Raw genomic sequence first — 18,282 nt, 5'->3', positions numbered from 1 at the left:
TCCCCGGCGGCGGGCACCGCCCGGCCGTCATGCTGGCGGCCCTGGAGGCGCCCCGCCACCTCGGACCTCCGAGGGTCCGAGGTGGCGGGGCCATGGCAGGGGCTCCGGCAGGGCAGGGGCTCCGGCAGGGCGGGGGCTCCGGCGGACCACCCCCGCCGCTCCGACCCCGGCCGCACCCACACTTGACACGATTCTTCGTATCGAGAATATTGGATATGTCATTGCAGGGCCATCGTGCGGAAGGAGTGTGGGGCAGTGGATCCGCTGGCGGTTCACAAGGCGCTCGCCAACCCGGCGCGCGCGGAGTTCCTGCACTGGCTGAAGACGCCCGAACGCTACTTCGACGAGGACTACTACCGTGAGCGCGGCGTGGGGTTCCACATCGGCGTCTGCGTGACGGACATCCGCGAGCGCTCCGGACTGGCCCAGTCGGTGGTCTCCGGCTATCTGCAGATCCTGCGGGACGCCGGGCTGCTCGAATCGGAGCGCATCGGCAAGTGGACCTTCTACCGCCGCAACGAGGAGACGATCGCCGCGTTCGCCGCCTACGTCCGCGACGTGCTCTGACCCCTCCTCGCCCCGACCCGGCTCCGGCCGGACGTCTCCCCGCGCCGCGCCGCCCCCTGGCGTTCCCGTTCCATTTTTCCGAGATGACCCATCTAACTATCTAGATTTGTCGTTCGATCTGAGAGGACGCGCGAGGCCGTGCGCCGTCCCCGGATTCGAGCGCGGAAGGCTGCCATGCGAAAGACCGGTCTCGTCGTCCTGACCCTCGCTCTGGGGGTGTTCGGGATCATCACCACGGAGATGGGCGTCGTCGGCGTCCTCCCCCGGATATCCGAGGAGTTGGGCATCGCACCGGCCACGGCCGGATGGCTGGTCGGCGTCTTCGCGCTCGTGGTCGCCGCCACCGGACCGTTCACGACCCTGCTGGCCTCCCGCGTCCCCCGCAAGACCGTCCTGGCGACCGCGCTCGGCGTGTTCGCCGTCTCCAACGCCGTCTACGCGCTGACCGACCGGTTCGAGGTGATGTTCGCCTTCCGGATCGTCCCCGCGGTGTTCCACCCGGTGTTCTTCTCGGTCGCACTCACCGCCGCCGCCCGGCTCGTCCCGGCGCAGAAGGCCACCCGGGCCGCGACGACCGTCTTCGCCGGCGTCACGGTCGGCTTCGCCTTCGGTGTACCCCTCACCTCCTACCTCGCCGAGCACCTGGGCCTCGCCGCCGCGTTCTGGTTCGGTGCGGGCGTCAACCTGCTCGCCCTGCTCGGCGTCCTGACCCTCTTCCCCTCGATGCCCTCCGAACAACGCCTCTCCTACGGGGTCCAGTTGACCATCCTGCGGCGCCCCCGGCTCTGGCTTGCGGTGCTGGCCGTGGTGGCCGTGTTCGCGGCGATGTTCTCGGTCTACGGGTACTTCGCCGAGTACCTGGAGCAGGTCACCCGGCTGAGCGGCTCCCAGGTCGGCGCGGCGCTGATGGCCTTCGGGGTCGTGATGGTCGCCGGGAACCTCCTGTTCGGCCGGATGCTGGAACGCGACCCGGTGCGCACGGTGACCGCCTTCCCCGTCCTCTACGTGATCGTCTACGCCGCGGTCTACGCCGTCGGGCCGTGGACCGTCCCGATGGCCCTCGTGGTCCTGCTCTGGGGGGCGGTGCACTCGGGCGGGCTCGTCGTCAGCCAGCACTGGCTGGCCCAGGACGCCCAGGACGCCCCCGAGTTCGGCAACAGCCTCTTCATCTCCTTCTCCAACCTCGGCATCACCCTCGGCAGCGGGGTGGGCGGGCTCGTGGTGTCCTCGCTCGGCACGCACCGGCTGCCCTGGGCCGGGACGGCGTTCGCCCTCGTCGCGCTGGCCGCCGTCCTGCTCCGGCGTCGCCTCGGGCCCGGCACCCCGACCAGTCGGCCGGGGGCGGCCACCGCCGCCGCGACCGGTCACCCCGAACCCGTCGCCCGCTGAGGGCGGCGGCGCCACCGGTGGGGCCTTCACCTGGAAAGCCCCCTGCACGGCTTCTCCTCGGCCTCCTGCTCGGCCTCCTGCTCGGACGAGGCCGACGGCCGTCTACGCTCGGGGGACACCGACCAGGGAGAGGGCGAACACGAGTGGGCAGCTGGGAGAGCGCGCTGGACGCGGCCGGGATCGACCACCCCGGACTGCGCGACGACTACAGCCGACAGCGCCGGCAGGTGACGCAGTACAAGCGGGAGGCCGTGCTGGCCGCACAACTCCTCCTGCCGGCCCGGCTGCTGCCGCACGTGATCGCGGCCACCGCGTACATGCACCGCACCGACAGCCTGCTCGACAGCGGCCCGATCGACGAGCGGAAGGCGGCGTACGCGCGCTGGGAGCAGGAGGTCGCCGACGGCCTCGGAACCGGTGGGACCGACAACCCCGAGCTGCGCCCGCTGCTGAACACCGTCGCCGTGTACCCGGCCCTGCGCGACCGGGCGCTGGAGCACCTCGCCGGGGCCGCCGCCGACCTCGACTTCGCCGGGTTCGCCACCGAGGCGGACTACCAGCACTACGTGGACGCATACTCGCTGCCCGCGTTCATGGTCGTCGCCACCCTGCTCGGCCCGGACGGCGACCAGACGCTCTACCGCGCCGCCTGCCGCACCTTCATCGACGCCAGCCAGCGGCTGGACTTCGTCAGCGACCTCGCCGAGGACCTGGCCGACGGCCGTCTGACCATCCCCGAGCAGACCCTCGGCCGACACGGAGTCACCCGCACCGACCTGGAACAGGCCCGCGACCTCCCGGCCGTCCGGGCACTGATCCTCGACCAACTGGACCAGGTCGACCGCACCCTCGCCGAGGGCCGCGCCGTGGTCGGCCTCGTCCCGCCCGCCCACCGGCCGATGGTCCGCTGCATGATCGGTCTGGACGAGGCGACCAGTGCCGCCGCGCGCGCCGACACCCCCGCGCTGCTGCACCGCTCGGCCGGCCCGGGAAAGCTCTCCGCCCTTCGCCTGCTCGGCCACGAGTACCTCCGCGCGCTTCGCGTGAGCCGCTGAGCGGCATGCCCGGGCACCGAATGCGACCCGGGCGGGAGGCGGGGGACGGCCTCAGCCCGGGCCGTCCCGCTACCTGAACAGGCGGTCGCCGCTGACGGCCATCCGATAGGTGGAGCCGTGCCGGGCCACCCAGTCCCGGACGAGGTTGACGGCGTTGGCGCACTGCCAGCTCCTGTCGTACTCGCGCACCCCGGTGAAGCTGCCGTAGCCGGCGATGATGCCGTCGACCTGCGCGTCGCCCAGCAGTTTGTCCACGTACCACGGGTCGTTGTAGGTGGTCGTCCACGACAGGGTGGCCGCGAGCTGCCCTGCGGCACGGTCGGCGGCGCCCCTCTTCAGCTCCGCGCAGGTGTTGTAGGTGGCCTCGGTGCAGTTGCCGAACCCGTTGGCGATGTTGCTGTCGCCGTAGTCCATCGCCCGACGGCCGGCCGGTATGGCGGAACCGGACCGGCTGTAGGCGCTTCGGACCTGGTCGCGAGTCCCGGTCGTCGTGATGCCCTCCAGACCGCCGAGCTTTCCCTCCAAGCTCTTCCAGCCCCGGCCGCCGACGTCCGGGGTGCTGCCACCGTGGTACTCGTAGAAGCCGTAGAGCACCTGGATGCCAGCGGCCGTCAACCGCTGCGCCTTGTCACGCAGTCCGGCGACGCTGCAGCCCCGGTTCGGCTCTTCTCCGCAGTAGTTCGGGTCCTTGATGTCCAGCCAGACCAAAGCGAGTCGCCGGCCCGCCTGGGCGTTGGAGACGATGCGGTCGATCATGCTGTCGAAGCTGGGGCCCAGCCGGGAGTCACCAGCCGAGGAACAGTCGTGGTAGGCGCGCCATTCGTTCGGATTCCACCAGGCGCAGACGTCGATCTCGATGCCGTTGGCGCCGTGGTCGAGCGCGGCGTCTACACCGTCCAGGGTATCGACGCGGTGCGCGATGGCGTAGATCGGGTGACGCTGGTCGGCGGCCGCGGCCGAGGGCGTACCGAGCGCGGTGACGCAGATGATCCCGCACAGTGCCGCCATCAGCGCCGGTAGGCTCCGCGAGCCGACTCCGCACCTGAGGTGGGTGGTCAAGGAAGAGCGCTCCTTCTGGTCGGCGTCCCCGAGGGCTGAGGGCGGCCCCCGAGGTGGATGGTTGGTCCGACCAACCGTCTGTCGACATACGATAGATGGGCACGAACCACGGGTACAGACGGCCTCGGCCGGGCCGCCGGCGACCTGCCAACGCTGCGCCGGCGACGGTCGGTCCGCGCACAGCGGGCGTACCGGAGGCACCAGCCTGCCGGGTGTGCTGCGGGCGGTCGCCGGCTCCCGCCGGGGGGAGCCGGCGACCGCCGTCATCGGGCCGGTGGTCCGATGCCCTGGCGGCTCACCCCGGCGGGGTGGAGTCTGCTCGACAGGATCGGACACACCGGGGCGTGTCGGGCGACCGCCGGGTCAGAGCGTGCACTCGGCGGTGCTGTCGGCAGGCCCGGGCACGGTGTGGCTGGGCGGCGGGGTGACGCCCTTCTGGGTCCAGGCGTCCAGGTCGTCGAAGGCCGCCGTGAAGCAGGACTGCATCGGCCGGACCACGTCCTTGGTGGGGTCGTAGAAGCCGTCGGTATGGGTGCCCTTCTCGATCCGGTAGTACTTGTGCAGGTCACCGCGGCCGGCGTCGGTGACCATCCGGTCGTAGACGTCCCCGGTCCGGGTGATCGGCAGCAGGACGTCGAAGGTGCCCTGGAGGGTGATCAGGGGCCGGGATATACGGCCCGTCAGCGAGACCCGCTTGACCGCGTCGTGGACGGCCGCGGGCCGGGAGGCGTAGTCGTAGTCGGTGTCGCAGCCGGCACCCGTCCCTTCGTGGCAGAACGGCGTCCCGCCCTGGGTGGCGCCGTCGTACCCGGGGTCGAGCTCCTCGCGGATGGTGCGCTGCAAGGAGTCCCACAGGCCGTAGTAGTGCGACCTCCACAGGTCCTCGGAGCCCTTCGGGTACCCCTCGGCGTACATGGCCTCGGCCGCGCCGGGCTCGCCGTGGGCGTAGCGGGGGTAGACGCGAAGGGCGGGGGGCAGGTTGGTCAGCAGGTTGGGTGCGTCCGGGGTGAGCAGCAGGCCGTTCCAGTCGATGCCGCCGGTGTACAGCTGCGGGAAGTGTTCGAGCTGCCAGCGCACCAGGTATCCGGCCGCGGAGAGCCCGGCCGAGTACGTCCGGGTCGGCGCCTTTCCGTAGTGCTTGGCGGCCACCTGCTTGGCGGCGACGGTCAGTTGGGCGACCCGCATGTGCCACTCCATGATCGCGTCGCCCGGCTGGTCACCGTCCTTGTACAGCTCGGGGCCGGTGTTGCCCTTGTCGGTGGCGGCGTAGGCGAAGCCCCTCGCCAGTACCTGGTCGCTGATGATCTGGTCGTTGGCGTACTGCCGCCGGGTGCCAGGTGGGCCGGCGACGACCAGGCCGCCGTTCCAGTGCTCGGGCAGCCGGATCACGAACTGGCTGTCGTGGTTCCAGCCGTGGTGGGCGTTGGTGGCGGAGGTGTCCGGGAAGTAGCCGTCGAGCTGGATGCCCGGGATGTGCGAGGGGTTGACGGTGTACTTCGCCTGGAGCTGTGCGTAGTCCTCCTCACTGGTGAGGTCGAGCGGGAGGCCGGCCGTGGTCAGGTCGGCCAGGCAGTGGGTGATCAGGCGCTCCGCGCCGGGGACGCGCAGCCGCTGGCCCTCGCACGCCGGGCCGACGGCACTCGCGCCGGCGGCGGGGAGGAGACCGACCGTCAACAGGGCCGGTACCAGGGCCACCAGTGATCGCCAACGTCGTGACATGGGGTGAACGCTCCTTGGACTGAGCAGTGGGTGATCGGAACAGGACGAACGTAGGCCGCGCCTCCGCGTTCCCGGGAGTGCCGAACGGCCAGTCCTGCGGCACCCTCTGGCACCCCCGCCGCGGCCCCCCTGCCGATCGACACATGACCTTTGGCCAGACCTTGAACGAGACCCTCGACGGACGGCCGATCCCGCGTATCGTTCCTGGTGAACAGCCGGTTGCCGCCGCACGATCACGGCGGACGGCCACCCGGGAGAGCCGAAGGAGGCTTGGTTGATGCAGGGTCGGCAGGGCCTCGTCAGGGGCGCGCAATTCGGGGACGGCGACCGTCCCGGCAAGGGCCGCTGGAGAGGACGGCGGACGGCCTCGCCACCGGCCGCCGTACCGTGGATCCCGCCCGTGCTGTACACGGCGGTCCTGGCCGGCGGCAGCTACCAAGCCGCCGTGTCGGACCGCCCGGTGCACTGGGCACAGACGGCCGGTTTCGCGGCGGGGCTGGCGCTGCTCCTCCTGCTCGAACTGGTCGAGCGCCGCCGCTTCGCCCGGGGCACCCCGGCGGGCCCGGCGGCCGCCCTGCTCGCCGCCCGGGTCGTGTTGTTCTCGGCGGTCGCCGTGCTGGACGGCTCCGGTCTTTCACGGGCCCTGTTCGTACTGGTGCCGTTCACGGCCTGTCTGGCCTTCGGCCGGCGGGCCGGACTCCTCGCCGGAGCGGGATGTGTCGCGCTGCTGGTCGGCGGCTACGCGGTGTGGGTGCCCCGCTGGTGGGTGCAGGCCGCGTACGTGTCCGACCTGCTGATGTTCGCGCTGGCCCTGGCACTGGCGCTGTCGATGGCCACCGTCGCCGTGCGGGAGCAGCACGGCCGGACTCGCCTCGAAGGCATCCTCGCCGAGCTGGAGCAGTCCCACGAGCAGCTGTCCGACTACGCGTTGCGGGTGGCCGAGCTGTCCACGGCGGGCGAGCGCAACCGGGTCGCCCGGGAGATCCACGACAGCCTCGGCCACCATCTCACCGCCATCGCGATCCAGTTGGAGAAGGCCGAGGCGTTCCGCGAACGCGACCCGCTGGCCGCCGCCAAGGCGGTGTCCGACGCGCGCTGGTCCGCCGGGCGTGCGCTCACCGAGGTCCGCGAGTCGGTGAGCGCCCTACGCGGCGCTCGTCCGTTCTCGCTCACCCGCGCGCTCGCCGACCTGGTCCGCCACCTGGAGGACGACCGGCTGACCGTGACCCTCGACATCTCCGGGGACGAGAGCGGCTACGATGCCGCCTCGCTCACAGCCCTCTACCGCGCCGCCCAGGAGGCGCTCACCAACGCCCACCGCCACGGTCGGGCCACCCGTATCGAGGTCACGGCGGCATACGGCGTGTCCGCGGCCCGACTGGTCGTCACCGACAACGGACGGGGGTTCGACACCACCCCGGCCGCCCGCCCGAACGGCACCGGCTTCGGGATCCGCGGCATGCGGGAGCGGGTCGAACTCCTCGGCGGGCGCGTCGACATCGAGGACCGCCCGGCCACCCGCCCGGCCACCGGAGCCGTCGTCACCGTGACGGTCCCGCGCAGCCCGGCGCTCGCGGGGAGCCCCCGATGAACGCACCGACGAGCGCCTCCACGAGCACACCGACGGACGCAGCGACCGACGCAGCGACGGGCGCAGCGACAGAAGCGCCGCCGGACGGCACCGGCACGCCGGCGCCCGTACGCGTCCTGGTCGTCGACGACCAGGAACTGGTCCGGGAGGGGATCGCCTCCCTGCTAAGCATCCAACCGGGCGTCACCGTCGTGGGAACGGCCTCCGACGGCCGCCAGGCGGTCGATGCCGCCGTCACCCACCGGCCGGACGTGGCCCTGGTGGACGTCCGGATGCCCGGCATGGACGGCATCGAGACCACGGCGGCGCTCGCCACCCGGGTGCCGTCCTGCCGGGTCGTCATGCTGACCACCTTCGACGACCAGGACTACGTCGCCCGGGCGCTCCGGGCCGGGGCCGTCGGCTACCTGCTCAAGAACCTGCCCTCGGCCGAACTCGCCCGCTCCGTACGCCTCGTGCACGCCGGCGTCGCCCAGCTCGACGCCTCGGTGATGGCCCGCCTCGCCGCCGCGCTGGCGTCCCCCGACCCGGCCGGCCCAGGCCCGACGGCCCCAGAGTCGAACATCCCCGGCCCGGACGCGCCCAACCCGCGCACCCCCGCCCCGACGGCGCCGAGCAGACCGGATCAGCGCCCGCCCGGCCTTGCCGACGCCCTGACCGGACGCGAGATGGACGTGCTCCGGCTGATCGCGGGCGGTTCGACCAACCGGGAGATCGCGTCCCGGCTCTACCTCAGCGAGGGCACCGTCAAGAACCACATCTCCCGCATCCTCGGCCGCCTCAACCTGCGCGACCGCGTGCAGGCCGCGCTGTACGCCCGCGACCACGGGCTGCTCTGAACCGGGCCGCCGCCCCGGCGAACGTCCCCGACCGCGAAAACGACCAAGCGACAAAGCAGCGAAGCGACGAAGCCACGAAGCGACAAAGCCGCCGGCCGGCCATGCGACCTGCGGAGAGAGGAATCGCCCGCCACCCGCGTTACCCCTTGACAGCGTGCGTAATACTGTAACGCGCATCACCCGGGCGTTGTCGGAGGGCAGCGCCTCGCGGGCCCGACGGGTCCCTGTCCCAGCAGCTCGGAGCACCACATGCACCCCTTCCTCGACCAGCCGGGGCCGCTGGCCTTCGCGCACCGGGGCGGCGACCTCGGCCACCCCGAGAACTCGCTCGCCGCCTTCGAGGCCGCCGTGGCCCTCGGGTACCGCTACCTGGAGACGGATGTGCACGCCACCAGCGACGGCGTGCTGGTGGCCTTCCACGACTCCCGTCTCGACCGGGTCACCGACCGCACCGGGGCGGTGGCCGACCTGCCCTGGGGTGCCGTCAGCCAGGCCCGGATCGGTGGAACCGAGCCGGTGCCGCTGCTGGAGGACCTGCTCGGCGCCTTCCCCGAGGCCCGCTTCAACGTCGACGTCAAGGCCGCCCCGGCCATCGGGCCGCTGATCGAGGCGGTCCGCCGGACGAACGCCTGGGACCGGGTCTGCGTCGGCGGCTTCTCCGACAGCCGCCTCGCAGCCGTCCGCGCCGCCGCCGGCCCCCGGCTGGCCACCTCACTGGGCCCGCGCGAGGTGGCCCGGCTACGGCTGCGCTCGCTGGCCGGGCCGCTGCTGCGAGGACGGGGCGCGCCGTTCGCCGGGGTGTGCGCGCAGGTGCCGCAGACCCACCGCGGCCTGCGGGTCGTCGACCAGGCCTTCGTCCGCACCGCCCACCGCCTCGGCCTGCAGGTGCACGTCTGGACTGTGGACGATCCCACACGGATCAGGGCTCTCCTCGACCTCGGTGTGGATGGCATCATGGCCGATCGCATCGACGTCCTGCGGGACGTCCTCGGCGAGCGCGGCTGCTGGACCGACGGCAGCACCGGCTCCCCCACGGTGACAGGAGCCCCATGACCACCACGGCCCACCTGCCGGACCACCCGGCGACCGCCACCGACGGCCACGCCCTGCGCCGGATGCAGTTCGGCTGGTACATCAACGACTGGGCCAACGCCGCCTTCTCGGCGACCGTCCTGACGGTGTTCCTCGGCCCGTACCTGACCTCGGTGGCCAAGAACGCCGCCGACGCGGCCGGCGACGTGCACCCGCTCGGCCTCACGATCCGCGCGGGGTCGTTCTTCCCGTACACGGTCTCCTTCTCCGTGCTGCTCTCGGTCGCGGTGATGCTGCTGACCGGGACGGTCGCCGACCGCACCGGGCGGCACAAGGAGCTGATGTGCGGCTTCGCCTACGTCGGCGCGATCGCCACGATGGGGATGTTCCTCCTCGGCGGCAACCGCTACCTGCTCGGCGGCGCGCTGCTGGTGGTCGCCAACATCGCGTACGCGGTGTCGGTCGCGCTCTCCTACGCCTACCTTCCGGCCCTGGCCGCCCCCGACGAGCGCGACGCCGTCTCCTCCAAGGGCTGGGCGTACGGGTACGCGGGCGGCGGCCTGCTGCTGATAGCCAACCTGGCGCTGTTCGAGGGCCACGACGCACTCGGCCTGTCCTCCGGCACCGCCGTCCGCATCTGCCTGGCCTCGGCCGGCCTGTGGTGGGCGCTGTTCACCATCGTCCCGATGCTGCGGCTGCCCTCCCGGGCCGGGGCCGCCCCCGAGCGCGCGGCGACCGGCGACGGGCGGGCCGCCACCGGCAGCCTGCGCGAACTCGCCCGCACCCTGCGCGGCATGCGCAAGTACCCGCTCACGCTGCTCTACCTGGGCGCCTTCCTCTGCTACAACGACGGCATCCAGACCGTCGTCTCCCAGGCCTCGCTCTACGGCAGCGAGGAGCTCGGCATGGACCAGACCTCGCTGGTCGCCGCCGTGCTGCTGGTCCAGATCGTCGCGATCGGCGGCGCACTGCTCCTCGGCCGGATCGCCCGCCGCTACGGCGCCAAGCGGACCGTCCTCGGCTCGCTGGTCGGCTGGGTGCTCACCCTCGCCCTCGGGTACCTGATGCCCGCCCACCAGCCCGCCTGGTTCTTCGCCCTGGCCTGCATGATCGGCCTGGTGCTGGGCGGCAGCCAGGCACTCTCCCGCTCGCTGTTCTCCCACCTCATCCCGGCCGGCCGGGAGGCCGAGTACTTCAGCCTCTACAAGGTCAGCGACCGCGGCACCAGCTGGATGGGCCCGCTGGTCTTCGGCCTCGCCTACCAGATCACCGGCAGCTACCGCTCGGCGATCATCTCCCTGCTGGTGTTCTTCGTGATCGGCTTCGCCCTGCTGACGAAGGTACCGCTGCGCCGTGCCATCGAGGCCGTCGGCAACCCCGTCCCCGAGCGGCTGTAGCGCCCTTCGCCCGACAGCAAGCACCACGAGCGGCTGCACCGTCCCCTCCGGCGGTGCAGCCGCTTGTTGTTGACGTACCGTCAGGCCACGCGGAGTCCGACCCCCGCGACCACGGACTTGCCGCAGGTCCGGCGGGGCACGACGGCCCAGATGTCGCAGAGCGCATCGACCAGCAGCAGGCCCCGCCCTTCGCATTCCTGCGGGTGCGGTTCGACGAGCACGGGTCGGCCGGCCCCCGGGTCGGAGACGGCCAGCCAGCAGTGGCCGTCGGCGATCCAGAGGACGAGCTCGATCAGCTCGTCCTCGCCGGCACGGGCACCGTGGCGGATCGCATTGGTGACCATGCACAGCCCGGGGACAAGGGCTGGTGGGAGCGGTATCGCAGCGGTCTTGCCCAGGGGCTGCTGGACATCGCCGAGCTCGAAGCACGCGCGAAGCGACTCCGCACCACCGACACCGTCCACGTTCCAGGGCTGTTGCAGACCTCGGACCACGCTCTCGCCGTATTCCGGGCAGTGTTCCCGCCGCTGCCCGAGCATGAGGTCGGCCTGCGACTCGCTCATCGGACGGAACGCCGGCAAGTGCTCACCGGTGACGACCCGCCCAGCTATGTCGCCGTTGTGCACGAAGCGGCTCTACGGATGCAGTTCGACGGCCGCAAGGGCATGCACGCCCAACTGGACTACCTGCTCGACGCATCCGAACGGGACAACGTCACGCTTCGCGTCGTTCCGTTCGAGCACGGGGCCTTTCCGGGCGCCGGGCACACGTTCTCTACGCGGAGGGGCCGGTGCCGCAGCTCGACACGGTTCAGGTGGACAGGGCACACGGCCCCGAGTTCCTGGAGGCAGAAGGCCAGCTGACGAAATACCGCGCCCAGCTTGATCGGTTGGAAGATCTGGCGCTGACCCCGCAAGGATCCCGTGACTTCATCCGCGAGATCGCCAACCAACTGTAAGGAGACGTTCGATGCCCGCCATCATCTGGGAAGACCCCTTCTGCGGCGAGGGTAACTCATGCTTCCGCCTAGGCACCGACGCCGACGACAACGCCTACATCGCCGTCAAGGGCCAGGAGGACCGGGCCATCACCGACTCCAGGGCTGCCCTGCGCACCCTCATCCTGGACATCAAGGCGGGCAAGGCCGACCACCTGCTCTAGCTGCTCAGGGCCGCCGCCGCCACTGCGGCGCCGGCGGCCCGGCACTCCGAACACGGGTTCAGCTCACCCGGATGCGGTCGTCACCGCCTCAGCCCGCCGCACCCGCCGTCCGCAGGAGGTCTCCGGCCCGGGCGGCCAGGCCGTCGGCTCCGCAGTGCGCGGCCAGCTCCAGTCCCCGGGCCAGGGCGGTACGGGCGGCCGGACCGGTGCCCAGCGCCTCACCCAGGTCGACCAGGGCGAGCGCGTGCTCGTAGCGGGCGGGTGACCGCTCCAGGTGCCGGACGACCTCCGCGAGCAGCCCGGCCGCGCGCGGCCGGTCGTGGACCGCCGCGCAGAGCCGCAGAGCGCTGCCGACGGCCGAGTCCGTCCCGGACTCCCGGGCCCGGCGGACGGCCTCCCCGGCGAGGTCGCGGGCCCGGTCCGGCTCGTCGGGGGCGACCGCGCGCGCCAGGTGCCCGAGCCACGGCGCCCACACCGTGTTGCGCCACCCGCGCGCGTCCAGGGCCGCGCCGGCGGCGGTCAGCGTCGCGGCCGCGCCGGGCGCGTCGCCCCGGGCCAGCAGGAGGCGGCCGTACAGCGTGGGGGCGTCGGGCAGCACCATCACCGTCGGGTACGGCGGGCCGAAGGCGTGGGTCTGCGCGAGCTCCAGGGCCTCGGCGAGCCGGCCGCGCGCGGCCAGGGTCTCGGCCAACGCCCCGACCGCGTCCCAGTGCAGCGGGACGCCCGGCCCTATCCGTTCGGCGATCCGCAGAGCGCGGCGCAGGTAGTCCTCCGCCTCCGCCAGGGCCCCGCAGCGGAACCGGAGCATGCCGGTCAGCAGGTAGGCGAACCCGAGGTGGCCGCCGCTCCACCCGGCGACCTCGTACGCGCGAACCGCCTCGGTGAACAGCTGCTCCGCCCGGTCGACCCGGTCGGCGTAGAGGTAGCTGATGCCGAGGATCCCGGGCAGCTCGAAACCCCAGGTGGTGTTGGTCCAGCCGAGGCTGCGGGGCAGTCGGCCGTCCGGCAGCGCGGACTCGGCCAGGGCGATCGCCTCCTTCCGGTCCACGCCGCGCAGCGTGAGGTCCCAGCAGCGCAGCACGGCCACCGCGTGGACCAGGCCGTTCTGTTCGAACATGGCCCCGTCCGGGCTCGGCCCGCCGGCCGCGCCGGTGCCCGTGCCGGTGTCGGTGTCGGAATCGGCGTCGGTGAAGGCCAGGCCGACCGTTTCGAGCATCCGGTCGAACTCCGCGAGCCGCCGGGAGCGGCCCGGGCCGTCCTCGTCCTCGAACTGGAACGCGGCGAACATGAAGTGGGCGACCTCCAGGCGCAGGCGGCCCGGGCCCGGCGGGGTGCGGGCGGCCTCCTCGGCGCACACCGCGGCGGCCTCGCCGAGCCGGTTGCTGTGTGCGAGGGCCTGGGCGAGCCGGAAGGTCGCGTCCACCCTGAGCTCGGGGCCCAGCCCGTAGGGGTCGGCGAGCGCCAGCCGCAGCTGGTTGACCGTGGTCGCCGGGTCGGTGAGCAGCGCCGAGCAGCCGAGTTCGTAGAGCACCGCGGCCCGGTCCCGGTCTGCGGGCGGTTCGCTGATGGCTCGGCGCAGGCAGCGCTGGGCCGCCTCGGGCGCACCGATCGCCAAGTGCTCGCGGGCGGCCCGGCGCAGCTTGCCGACGATCGCGCGGTCCCCGTCGGGCAGGGTCTCCAGCAGGTGCCGGGATGCCACCAGCAGGCCGAGGCCGGCGTTCTCGGTCTCGACGGCGGCGACCCCGTGCATCCCGGTCCGGGTGGCCGCCGGCATCGACTGGTAGACCGAGGTGGCGATCAGCGGGTGGAGGAACTCCAGTCGGCCCCCGGGCGCGCCGGTCAGCACACCGTGCCGGCGCAGCTCCCGGATCGACTGGGCGGCGGTCTCCGGGCCCTGGGCGCAGATGACGGCGGCGAGTTCCGGGCGGATGTCGGTGCCCAGCATGGACGCGGCCCAGGCGAATCGCAGCGCGGTCGGGCCGAGCTTCTCCAGCCAGTGCCGGGGTGTCATCCCCCGTGCACCGGCGGCGAGTTCGCGCAGCTGTCCGGTGCTCTCCTCGACCGGGTCGAGCCGCTGGTCGAGCACCTCGCGCAGCAGGGCGGTGGTCTCGTAGGGGTTGCCGGCGGTGACCGCCCAGACGTGGCGGCAGAACGCGTCCTCCGCCTGCGCCCCCAGGGCGGCCCGCACCAGGTGCGCGACCGACGCCGGCTGGAGCGGGCGCAGTTCGTGCCGCCGGTCGGCCCGGCCGAGAAGTCCGCGCTGCAGCGTCAGGGCGTCGTCGGGGAACTCGTCGCGGCAGGCGAGCACCAGCAGGGCCGGCAACTCCGGTGCGCGCAGCGCGAACCCCGCCAGCCAGCCGAGCGACTCCGGATCGGCCCAGTGCAGGTCGTCGACGATCACGGCGACCGGTGAGCGCCGCTGTACGAGGCGGGTGAGCACGAAGTCCAGCCCGTCCCGTACGCCCTGCGGGTCGAGCTGTCCTCCGGGCGGCAGCAGCCCCACCGCCGGACCGACGATGTCCTCCCAGGGCCCGAACACCTGCGCCCGATCCTCGTCGGACAGGGCCGCCAGCACCGGCTGGAGCAGTCGGCGCACCACGCGGAACGGCTCGTGGCGCTGCCGTTCCCCGCCCCGGGCGAACAGCACCGTGCAGCCCGCGCGTTGCGCCTCCCGCCGCACCTCGGTCAGTACCGCGGTCTTGCCCAGCCCGGCCGCGCCGGTGTACACCAGCAGCTCACCGGTCCCGGTGCCGGCGGGCCTGGTGAGCGCCCCGACCGCACGCGAGGCCGACCGGATCTCGGCCTCGCGCTCGTGCAGCGGACAGCCGTCCTCGCCGGCCCCGCCGTCACCCCCGGCCTCGGGCTCCCCTTCGGCCACCGCCGCCTCCGATTCGCTGTTCCACGCCCGTCGTTACCGAAGCCGAGGCTACTGCTGAACGGACGGTTCCGGTGCGGACTTGACAATCAGGCCGGTCGGAGACCAAGGGTGCTTCAACTTCCCTCCTTCGCGCGGAGGTCGACGCAGTCGACCTTCAATTCCCAATCCGCGCACCTGTGTTGCTCGGCGCAAATACATTGCTCGACCCCTGGCCTCCCGCGAAACTGAGCGGGGAGGCAGGAGGAACCGGGATGATTCGGATCATCGTCCGCTGTTGTGCGGCGCTGCTCGGCCTGGCGGCCATCTGGGCGGGAGTCGACCTGGCGGGAGAGCCCTACCGGAACTCGGTGCAGTTCCGACACGCGAAACCGTGCCCGAGCGGCAGCCCGGCGGGTGGGCAGCAGGACTGTATCGGGCACGAGACCGGCCAGGTCGTCGACAAGGACACCTCCACGCGCAGCAAGACAACCGGCACCACCGACACGTCGTCCACGACCACCGAGACCGTCTACCAGCTGTCGGTCCGTCGGGCCTCGGGGGCGGTAGAGACGATCGAGGTCGGCGGGGCACTGTTCGGCGGAGCGGAACGTGGGGCCGGTGCGGAACTGGAGACCTGGTACGGGGAGGTCGTGGGCGTCACGGTCGACGGCAAGCGGGACACCATGACGCCGTCGTCCACCAACGCGCTGATGTGGGACCTGCTCGTCGTCTGGATCGGCCTGGGCGTGGTGCTGTGGTCCGCGCTGGGCGGCGGGAGCGCCCACGCGTTCTTCGGCACGCTGGGCACGCGCGCCTTCGCCTGGGTGTGGTTCGGGCTGTGGACGCTCTGGCCGGTGACCGGGATCGTCGCGGGCGGAGCCTCGTGGCCGAGGTTGGCATTCTCGGCGCTGTTCTGGCTGTTCGGCGCGGTGGTGGCCATGCAGTTCCTCCGGAACGACCACGGGTTCCGGCGCCCCGGCCGGCGGTCCTGGCGGCGGTCCTGGCGGCGTGCCCGGCTCCCGCTGCGCCGGCGGCGCTCCGCGCGGCGGTAGACCGGGCCCGGGTGCTCCCACTCCGCACCCGGCCTCCCACCGCACGAACACCGAGCGCAGCGCTACTCCAGTAGCTCGCGCCCGATGGAATAGCTTGCCGGTACCGCCTGGAGTCGTCAGCTGCCGCGCAGCAGAGCAACCGGAGGAACACCTTGCCCCGAGAGGCGCCGTATCTTGCCGTGAGCGACGCACTGCGTGCACGAATTCTCGCGGGAGAGTGGGAGGTCGGCGAGAGGCTGCCGTCGCGGGTGCGGCTCGCCGAGGAGTACGGGGTCGGACGCAACGTCTCGCAGCGAGCGGTGGAATGTCTGATCGTCGAGGGCCTCCTGGAAGGACGCGCGGGCTCGGGCACCTACGTCCGTGTCCCACTCGAACGCCTTCAGATGGTCCGCTCCAGGCATCGCGAACACCGAACCGGCTCCCCCGCCCGCCTCCGGCCGGAGGAGCGAGGCAGCGCCAACGCCTGGGACGCGCACAGCCAGGTGCGCGTTCCCGCCACTGAGGCGATCGCCGAGCGGCTCGGCGTCGACCCGGGGGATCCCTGCGTCACCACGCACTACGAGTTCCTCGCCGACGGGCAACCCGTCCAACTCTCCGAATCCTGGGAGCCGATGGCCATCACGGGCGGAACGCCGATCCTTCTCCCCGAGACGGGACCGCTCGCGGGCAAGGGGGTGGTCGAGCGCATGCGCTCCCTCGGCGTCGTGGTCCGGACCGTGGTCGAGCGGCCACGCCCGGCTCACGCCACCCGGGAACAGGCGAACCTTCTGGGAATCAGCACCGGGGACCTGGTACTCCGAATCGAGCGGACCATCTACGACACCGGCGGACGCCCCGTGGAGACCGCCGACATCGTCATTCCCGACGGGCGCCGCGAAGTGGTCTACGAGTTCGGGGTCGACCACCCCTCACTGATGGGCCCGATGGGCCGCTTCGCCACCGACGGTGGGTGACCGAATGTCCTTGCCCCTCCGTCCCGGGCTCCTGCGCGACCCCGACTTCCGGCGCCTGTTCGCCGCCACCGCACTCGGCCAGCTGGGCGATCGCATCATCTTCCTGGCGCTGCCACTGGTTGCCATCGTGGCCCTGGATGCCGACGAGTTCCAGGTCGGGCTGCTGACTGCGATGACCACAGCGGGCTCGCTCCTGGCCGGACTGCCGGCAGGCGCGTGGGTGGACCGCATGCGGAAGCGGTCGGTCATGATCAGCACCGACCTTGTGAGGTCACTGGCCCTCGCGACGATACCGGTGGCGTGGTGGGCCGGTCTTCTCACCACGGGGTGGCTCTTCGCGATCGCCCTGCTTCACGGTGCACTGACCGCCTTCTTCGACGTCGCGTACGTCAGCTGTCTCCCGCACCTCGTGGGGCGCGGCAGTCTTGTCGAAGGAAACTCGAAGCTGTCGGCGGTGCGCTCGGTCACCAGCATCAGCGGTCCGGCGGTGGCCGGTCCGCTGGTCGGTTGGGTGGGCGCTCCTGCCACGCTCTTGGCGAGCTCGATCGGTATGGCGGCGTCCGGCCTGCTGGCGATCGGCATCCGAAGGCGCGAACCGAAGCCGGAACCCGGTGAGCGACCTCGGTTGCTCCGTGACATCGGAGCGGGCTTGCGCTTCGTTCTCACACATCCCGTTCTCCGCGCGACCGTGCTGGGAGACGCGGTCTTCAATCTCTTCCTGGCCATGTACCAGACCATGTTGCTGGTCTTCCTGCGGCAGGAAATGGGCCTCGACTCCTCCGGCATCGGCCTCGTGTTCTCGGGTATGGGCTTCGGCGCCCTGGCAGGCGCGCTGTCGGCGAGCCGACTGTCCAAGCGGCTCGGGCACGGTCCGATCATCTGGCTCATGCCCCTCGTCACCTGTCCGCTGACGGCATTGATGCCGTTGGCCCGACCCGGCTGCACCGTCTACGTGGCAGCGGCCGGGCTCGCAGCCCTCTCGCTGGGCGGGGTCGTCCGTGTCGTTGCCCAGTCGAGCATCCAACAGGCCCTCACGCCGGACCGGTTCCTGGGCCGGATGAGCGCGACCACCCGGTTCGTGTCGTGCTGCGGCCTTCCACTGGGTGCAGTCCTGGGCGGAGCCGCAGGCGCTGCACTCGGCGCACCGGCCACCCTGTGGATCGGCGCAACCGGTATGACGCTGAGCTTCCTCCCGAACTTCGCCTCACCGCTTCGAGGCATGCGCGAACCGCCGGCGGTAGGAGATCGCGAACTCGTACGCTCCGGTCTGCTCCCCGGTGAGCGCGGCCGCCTGGCTCCGGGAGGCGATGTCATGGGCTCCGGACGGTTCCCGGGTAGCACCGCCGACGTCTGATGCTGCTGCGACACCGCGTACCCTCGGGCCGCCGCCGGGCCGCGTCGCGCAACGCCGCGCCTTTCTCGCGCAGGTGCCCGGCCGGACCCGGCCGACGTACAGCCGGTGTGCGTAAGGTCAGGTGGACCCGGCCGGGGCGGCTCGGCCGGGCCACCGGGCCCTTACGAGCCGGCGGTGGCCGCCTCCAGGGTGGTCGCCATGATCGGGCTGGTGAAGGTGTTCGTCGCGTCGCCCGTGGAGGGGTGGTAGGAGCCCCA

17 protein-coding genes are annotated in these 18,282 nt (G+C 72.2%); 13 read left to right on the top strand and 4 right to left on the bottom strand.

Going from position 1 to position 18,282, the window contains the following annotated elements; all coding sequences use genetic code 11:
* The first annotated feature begins 255 nt into the window (after positions 1–255).
* The 3 genes from ACIGZJ_RS36270 to ACIGZJ_RS36260 all read left to right on the top strand — a co-directional run bounded on the left by ACIGZJ_RS36270 (position 256) and on the right by ACIGZJ_RS36260 (position 3,011).
* The gene (locus tag ACIGZJ_RS36270) at positions 256–567 is read left to right on the top strand and encodes an ArsR/SmtB family transcription factor (protein ID WP_392937689.1); all 312 of its coding nucleotides are present in this window, start codon (positions 256–258) and stop codon (positions 565–567) included.
* 174 nt (positions 568–741) lie between these two features.
* Positions 742–1,956 carry an MFS transporter gene (locus tag ACIGZJ_RS36265; protein WP_396461291.1) on the top strand — a complete coding sequence of 405 codons (1,215 nt, stop codon included), beginning with the start codon at positions 742–744 and terminating at the stop codon, positions 1,954–1,956.
* Between the two features lie 143 nt (positions 1,957–2,099).
* On the top strand, positions 2,100–3,011 hold the full coding sequence (locus ACIGZJ_RS36260; RefSeq protein ID WP_396461290.1) for a squalene/phytoene synthase family protein: 912 nt from the start codon (positions 2,100–2,102) through the stop codon (positions 3,009–3,011).
* 69 nt (positions 3,012–3,080) lie between these two features.
* Here ACIGZJ_RS36260 and ACIGZJ_RS36255 read toward each other — a convergent pair whose 3' ends face one another.
* Both ACIGZJ_RS36255 and ACIGZJ_RS36250 read right to left on the bottom strand, forming a co-directional pair.
* Positions 3,081–4,070 carry a phospholipase gene (locus ACIGZJ_RS36255; RefSeq protein ID WP_396461289.1) on the bottom strand — a complete coding sequence of 330 codons (990 nt, stop codon included), beginning with the start codon at positions 4,068–4,070 and terminating at the stop codon, positions 3,081–3,083.
* Between the two features lie 363 nt (positions 4,071–4,433).
* Positions 4,434–5,789 (bottom strand): tannase/feruloyl esterase family alpha/beta hydrolase, encoded by a 1,356-nt coding sequence (locus tag ACIGZJ_RS36250; protein ID WP_396461288.1) that lies wholly within the window; start codon positions 5,787–5,789, stop codon positions 4,434–4,436.
* Positions 5,790–6,189: 400 nt separating this feature from the next.
* Between ACIGZJ_RS36250 and ACIGZJ_RS36245 the strand changes: the two genes are divergently transcribed.
* The 4 genes from ACIGZJ_RS36245 (at position 6,190) to ACIGZJ_RS36230 (ending at position 10,648) form a co-directional block, all read left to right on the top strand.
* Complete coding sequence (locus tag ACIGZJ_RS36245; protein WP_396461287.1) at positions 6,190–7,380, top strand: sensor histidine kinase; 1,191 nt, start codon at positions 6,190–6,192, stop codon at positions 7,378–7,380.
* A complete protein-coding gene (locus ACIGZJ_RS36240; protein WP_396461286.1) occupies positions 7,377–8,219 on the top strand; it encodes a response regulator in 843 nt (280 codons plus the stop codon). The genes ACIGZJ_RS36245 and ACIGZJ_RS36240 overlap by 4 nt, the downstream gene beginning before the upstream one ends.
* Positions 8,220–8,468: 249 nt before the next feature.
* On the top strand, positions 8,469–9,272 hold the full coding sequence (locus tag ACIGZJ_RS36235) for a glycerophosphodiester phosphodiesterase (RefSeq protein ID WP_396461285.1): 804 nt from the start codon (positions 8,469–8,471) through the stop codon (positions 9,270–9,272).
* The gene (locus ACIGZJ_RS36230; protein WP_396461284.1) at positions 9,269–10,648 is read left to right on the top strand and encodes an MFS transporter; all 1,380 of its coding nucleotides are present in this window, start codon (positions 9,269–9,271) and stop codon (positions 10,646–10,648) included. Before ACIGZJ_RS36235 ends, ACIGZJ_RS36230 begins: the two co-directional genes overlap by 4 nt.
* 80 nt (positions 10,649–10,728) lie before the next feature.
* Here the strand turns inward: ACIGZJ_RS36230 and ACIGZJ_RS36225 are convergent, their stop codons facing one another.
* Complete coding sequence (locus ACIGZJ_RS36225) at positions 10,729–11,112, bottom strand: ATP-binding protein (RefSeq protein ID WP_396461283.1); 384 nt, start codon at positions 11,110–11,112, stop codon at positions 10,729–10,731.
* On the opposite strand from ACIGZJ_RS36225, the gene ACIGZJ_RS36220 reads away from it, so the two are divergent.
* The 3 genes from ACIGZJ_RS36220 to ACIGZJ_RS36210 are packed head-to-tail and all read left to right on the top strand — an operon-like array spanning position 11,050 to position 11,809.
* A complete protein-coding gene (locus ACIGZJ_RS36220; protein ID WP_396461305.1) occupies positions 11,050–11,511 on the top strand; it encodes a DUF5753 domain-containing protein in 462 nt (153 codons plus the stop codon). The genes ACIGZJ_RS36225 and ACIGZJ_RS36220 overlap by 63 nt on opposite strands.
* Positions 11,439–11,606, top strand: coding sequence for a Scr1 family TA system antitoxin-like transcriptional regulator (locus ACIGZJ_RS36215; RefSeq protein ID WP_396461282.1), 168 nt, complete (start codon positions 11,439–11,441; stop codon positions 11,604–11,606). Before ACIGZJ_RS36220 ends, ACIGZJ_RS36215 begins: the two co-directional genes overlap by 73 nt.
* Before the next feature lie 11 nt (positions 11,607–11,617).
* Entirely contained in the window at positions 11,618–11,809 is a 192-nt protein-coding gene (locus ACIGZJ_RS36210) for a hypothetical protein (protein WP_396461281.1), read from the top strand.
* 88 nt (positions 11,810–11,897) lie between these two features.
* On the opposite strand, the gene ACIGZJ_RS36205 is transcribed toward ACIGZJ_RS36210, so the two are convergent.
* The gene (locus ACIGZJ_RS36205) at positions 11,898–14,687 is read right to left on the bottom strand and encodes an ATP-binding protein (protein ID WP_396461280.1); all 2,790 of its coding nucleotides are present in this window, start codon (positions 14,685–14,687) and stop codon (positions 11,898–11,900) included.
* A 251-nt stretch (positions 14,688–14,938) separates the two neighbouring features.
* On the opposite strand from ACIGZJ_RS36205, the gene ACIGZJ_RS36200 reads away from it, so the two are divergent.
* The 3 genes from ACIGZJ_RS36200 (at position 14,939) to ACIGZJ_RS36190 (ending at position 18,025) form a co-directional block, all read left to right on the top strand.
* Complete coding sequence (locus ACIGZJ_RS36200) at positions 14,939–15,718, top strand: hypothetical protein (RefSeq protein ID WP_396461279.1); 780 nt, start codon at positions 14,939–14,941, stop codon at positions 15,716–15,718.
* 152 nt (positions 15,719–15,870) lie between these two features.
* Positions 15,871–16,671 (top strand): GntR family transcriptional regulator, encoded by an 801-nt coding sequence (locus ACIGZJ_RS36195; protein WP_396461278.1) that lies wholly within the window; start codon positions 15,871–15,873, stop codon positions 16,669–16,671.
* Between the two features lie 4 nt (positions 16,672–16,675).
* Positions 16,676–18,025, top strand: a complete 1,350-nt coding sequence (locus ACIGZJ_RS36190) for an MFS transporter (protein ID WP_396461277.1) — start codon at positions 16,676–16,678, stop codon at positions 18,023–18,025.
* Positions 18,026–18,282 lie beyond the last annotated feature (257 nt).

This window comes from Kitasatospora sp. NPDC052868 (assembly GCF_044547105.1).
Classification (GTDB): Bacteria; Actinomycetota; Actinomycetes; order Streptomycetales; family Streptomycetaceae; genus Kitasatospora.
Note: the sequence above shows the minus strand (reverse complement) of the source record. Positions and strands in the feature narration are given on the sequence as shown.

Coding starts and splice junctions, on each gene's coding strand:
- ACIGZJ_RS36265 (WP_396461291.1), top strand. CDS start 742: ATGCGAAAGACCGGTCTCGTCGTCCTGACCCTCGCTCTGGGGGTGTTC.
- ACIGZJ_RS36250 (WP_396461288.1), bottom strand. CDS start 5,789: ATGTCACGACGTTGGCGATCACTGGTGGCCCTGGTACCGGCCCTGTTG.
- ACIGZJ_RS36240 (WP_396461286.1), top strand. CDS start 7,377: ATGAACGCACCGACGAGCGCCTCCACGAGCACACCGACGGACGCAGCG.
- ACIGZJ_RS36235 (WP_396461285.1), top strand. CDS start 8,469: ATGCACCCCTTCCTCGACCAGCCGGGGCCGCTGGCCTTCGCGCACCGG.
- ACIGZJ_RS36230 (WP_396461284.1), top strand. CDS start 9,269: ATGACCACCACGGCCCACCTGCCGGACCACCCGGCGACCGCCACCGAC.
- ACIGZJ_RS36210 (WP_396461281.1), top strand. CDS start 11,618: ATGCCCGCCATCATCTGGGAAGACCCCTTCTGCGGCGAGGGTAACTCA.
- ACIGZJ_RS36200 (WP_396461279.1), top strand. CDS start 14,939: ATGATTCGGATCATCGTCCGCTGTTGTGCGGCGCTGCTCGGCCTGGCG.
- ACIGZJ_RS36190 (WP_396461277.1), top strand. CDS start 16,676: ATGTCCTTGCCCCTCCGTCCCGGGCTCCTGCGCGACCCCGACTTCCGG.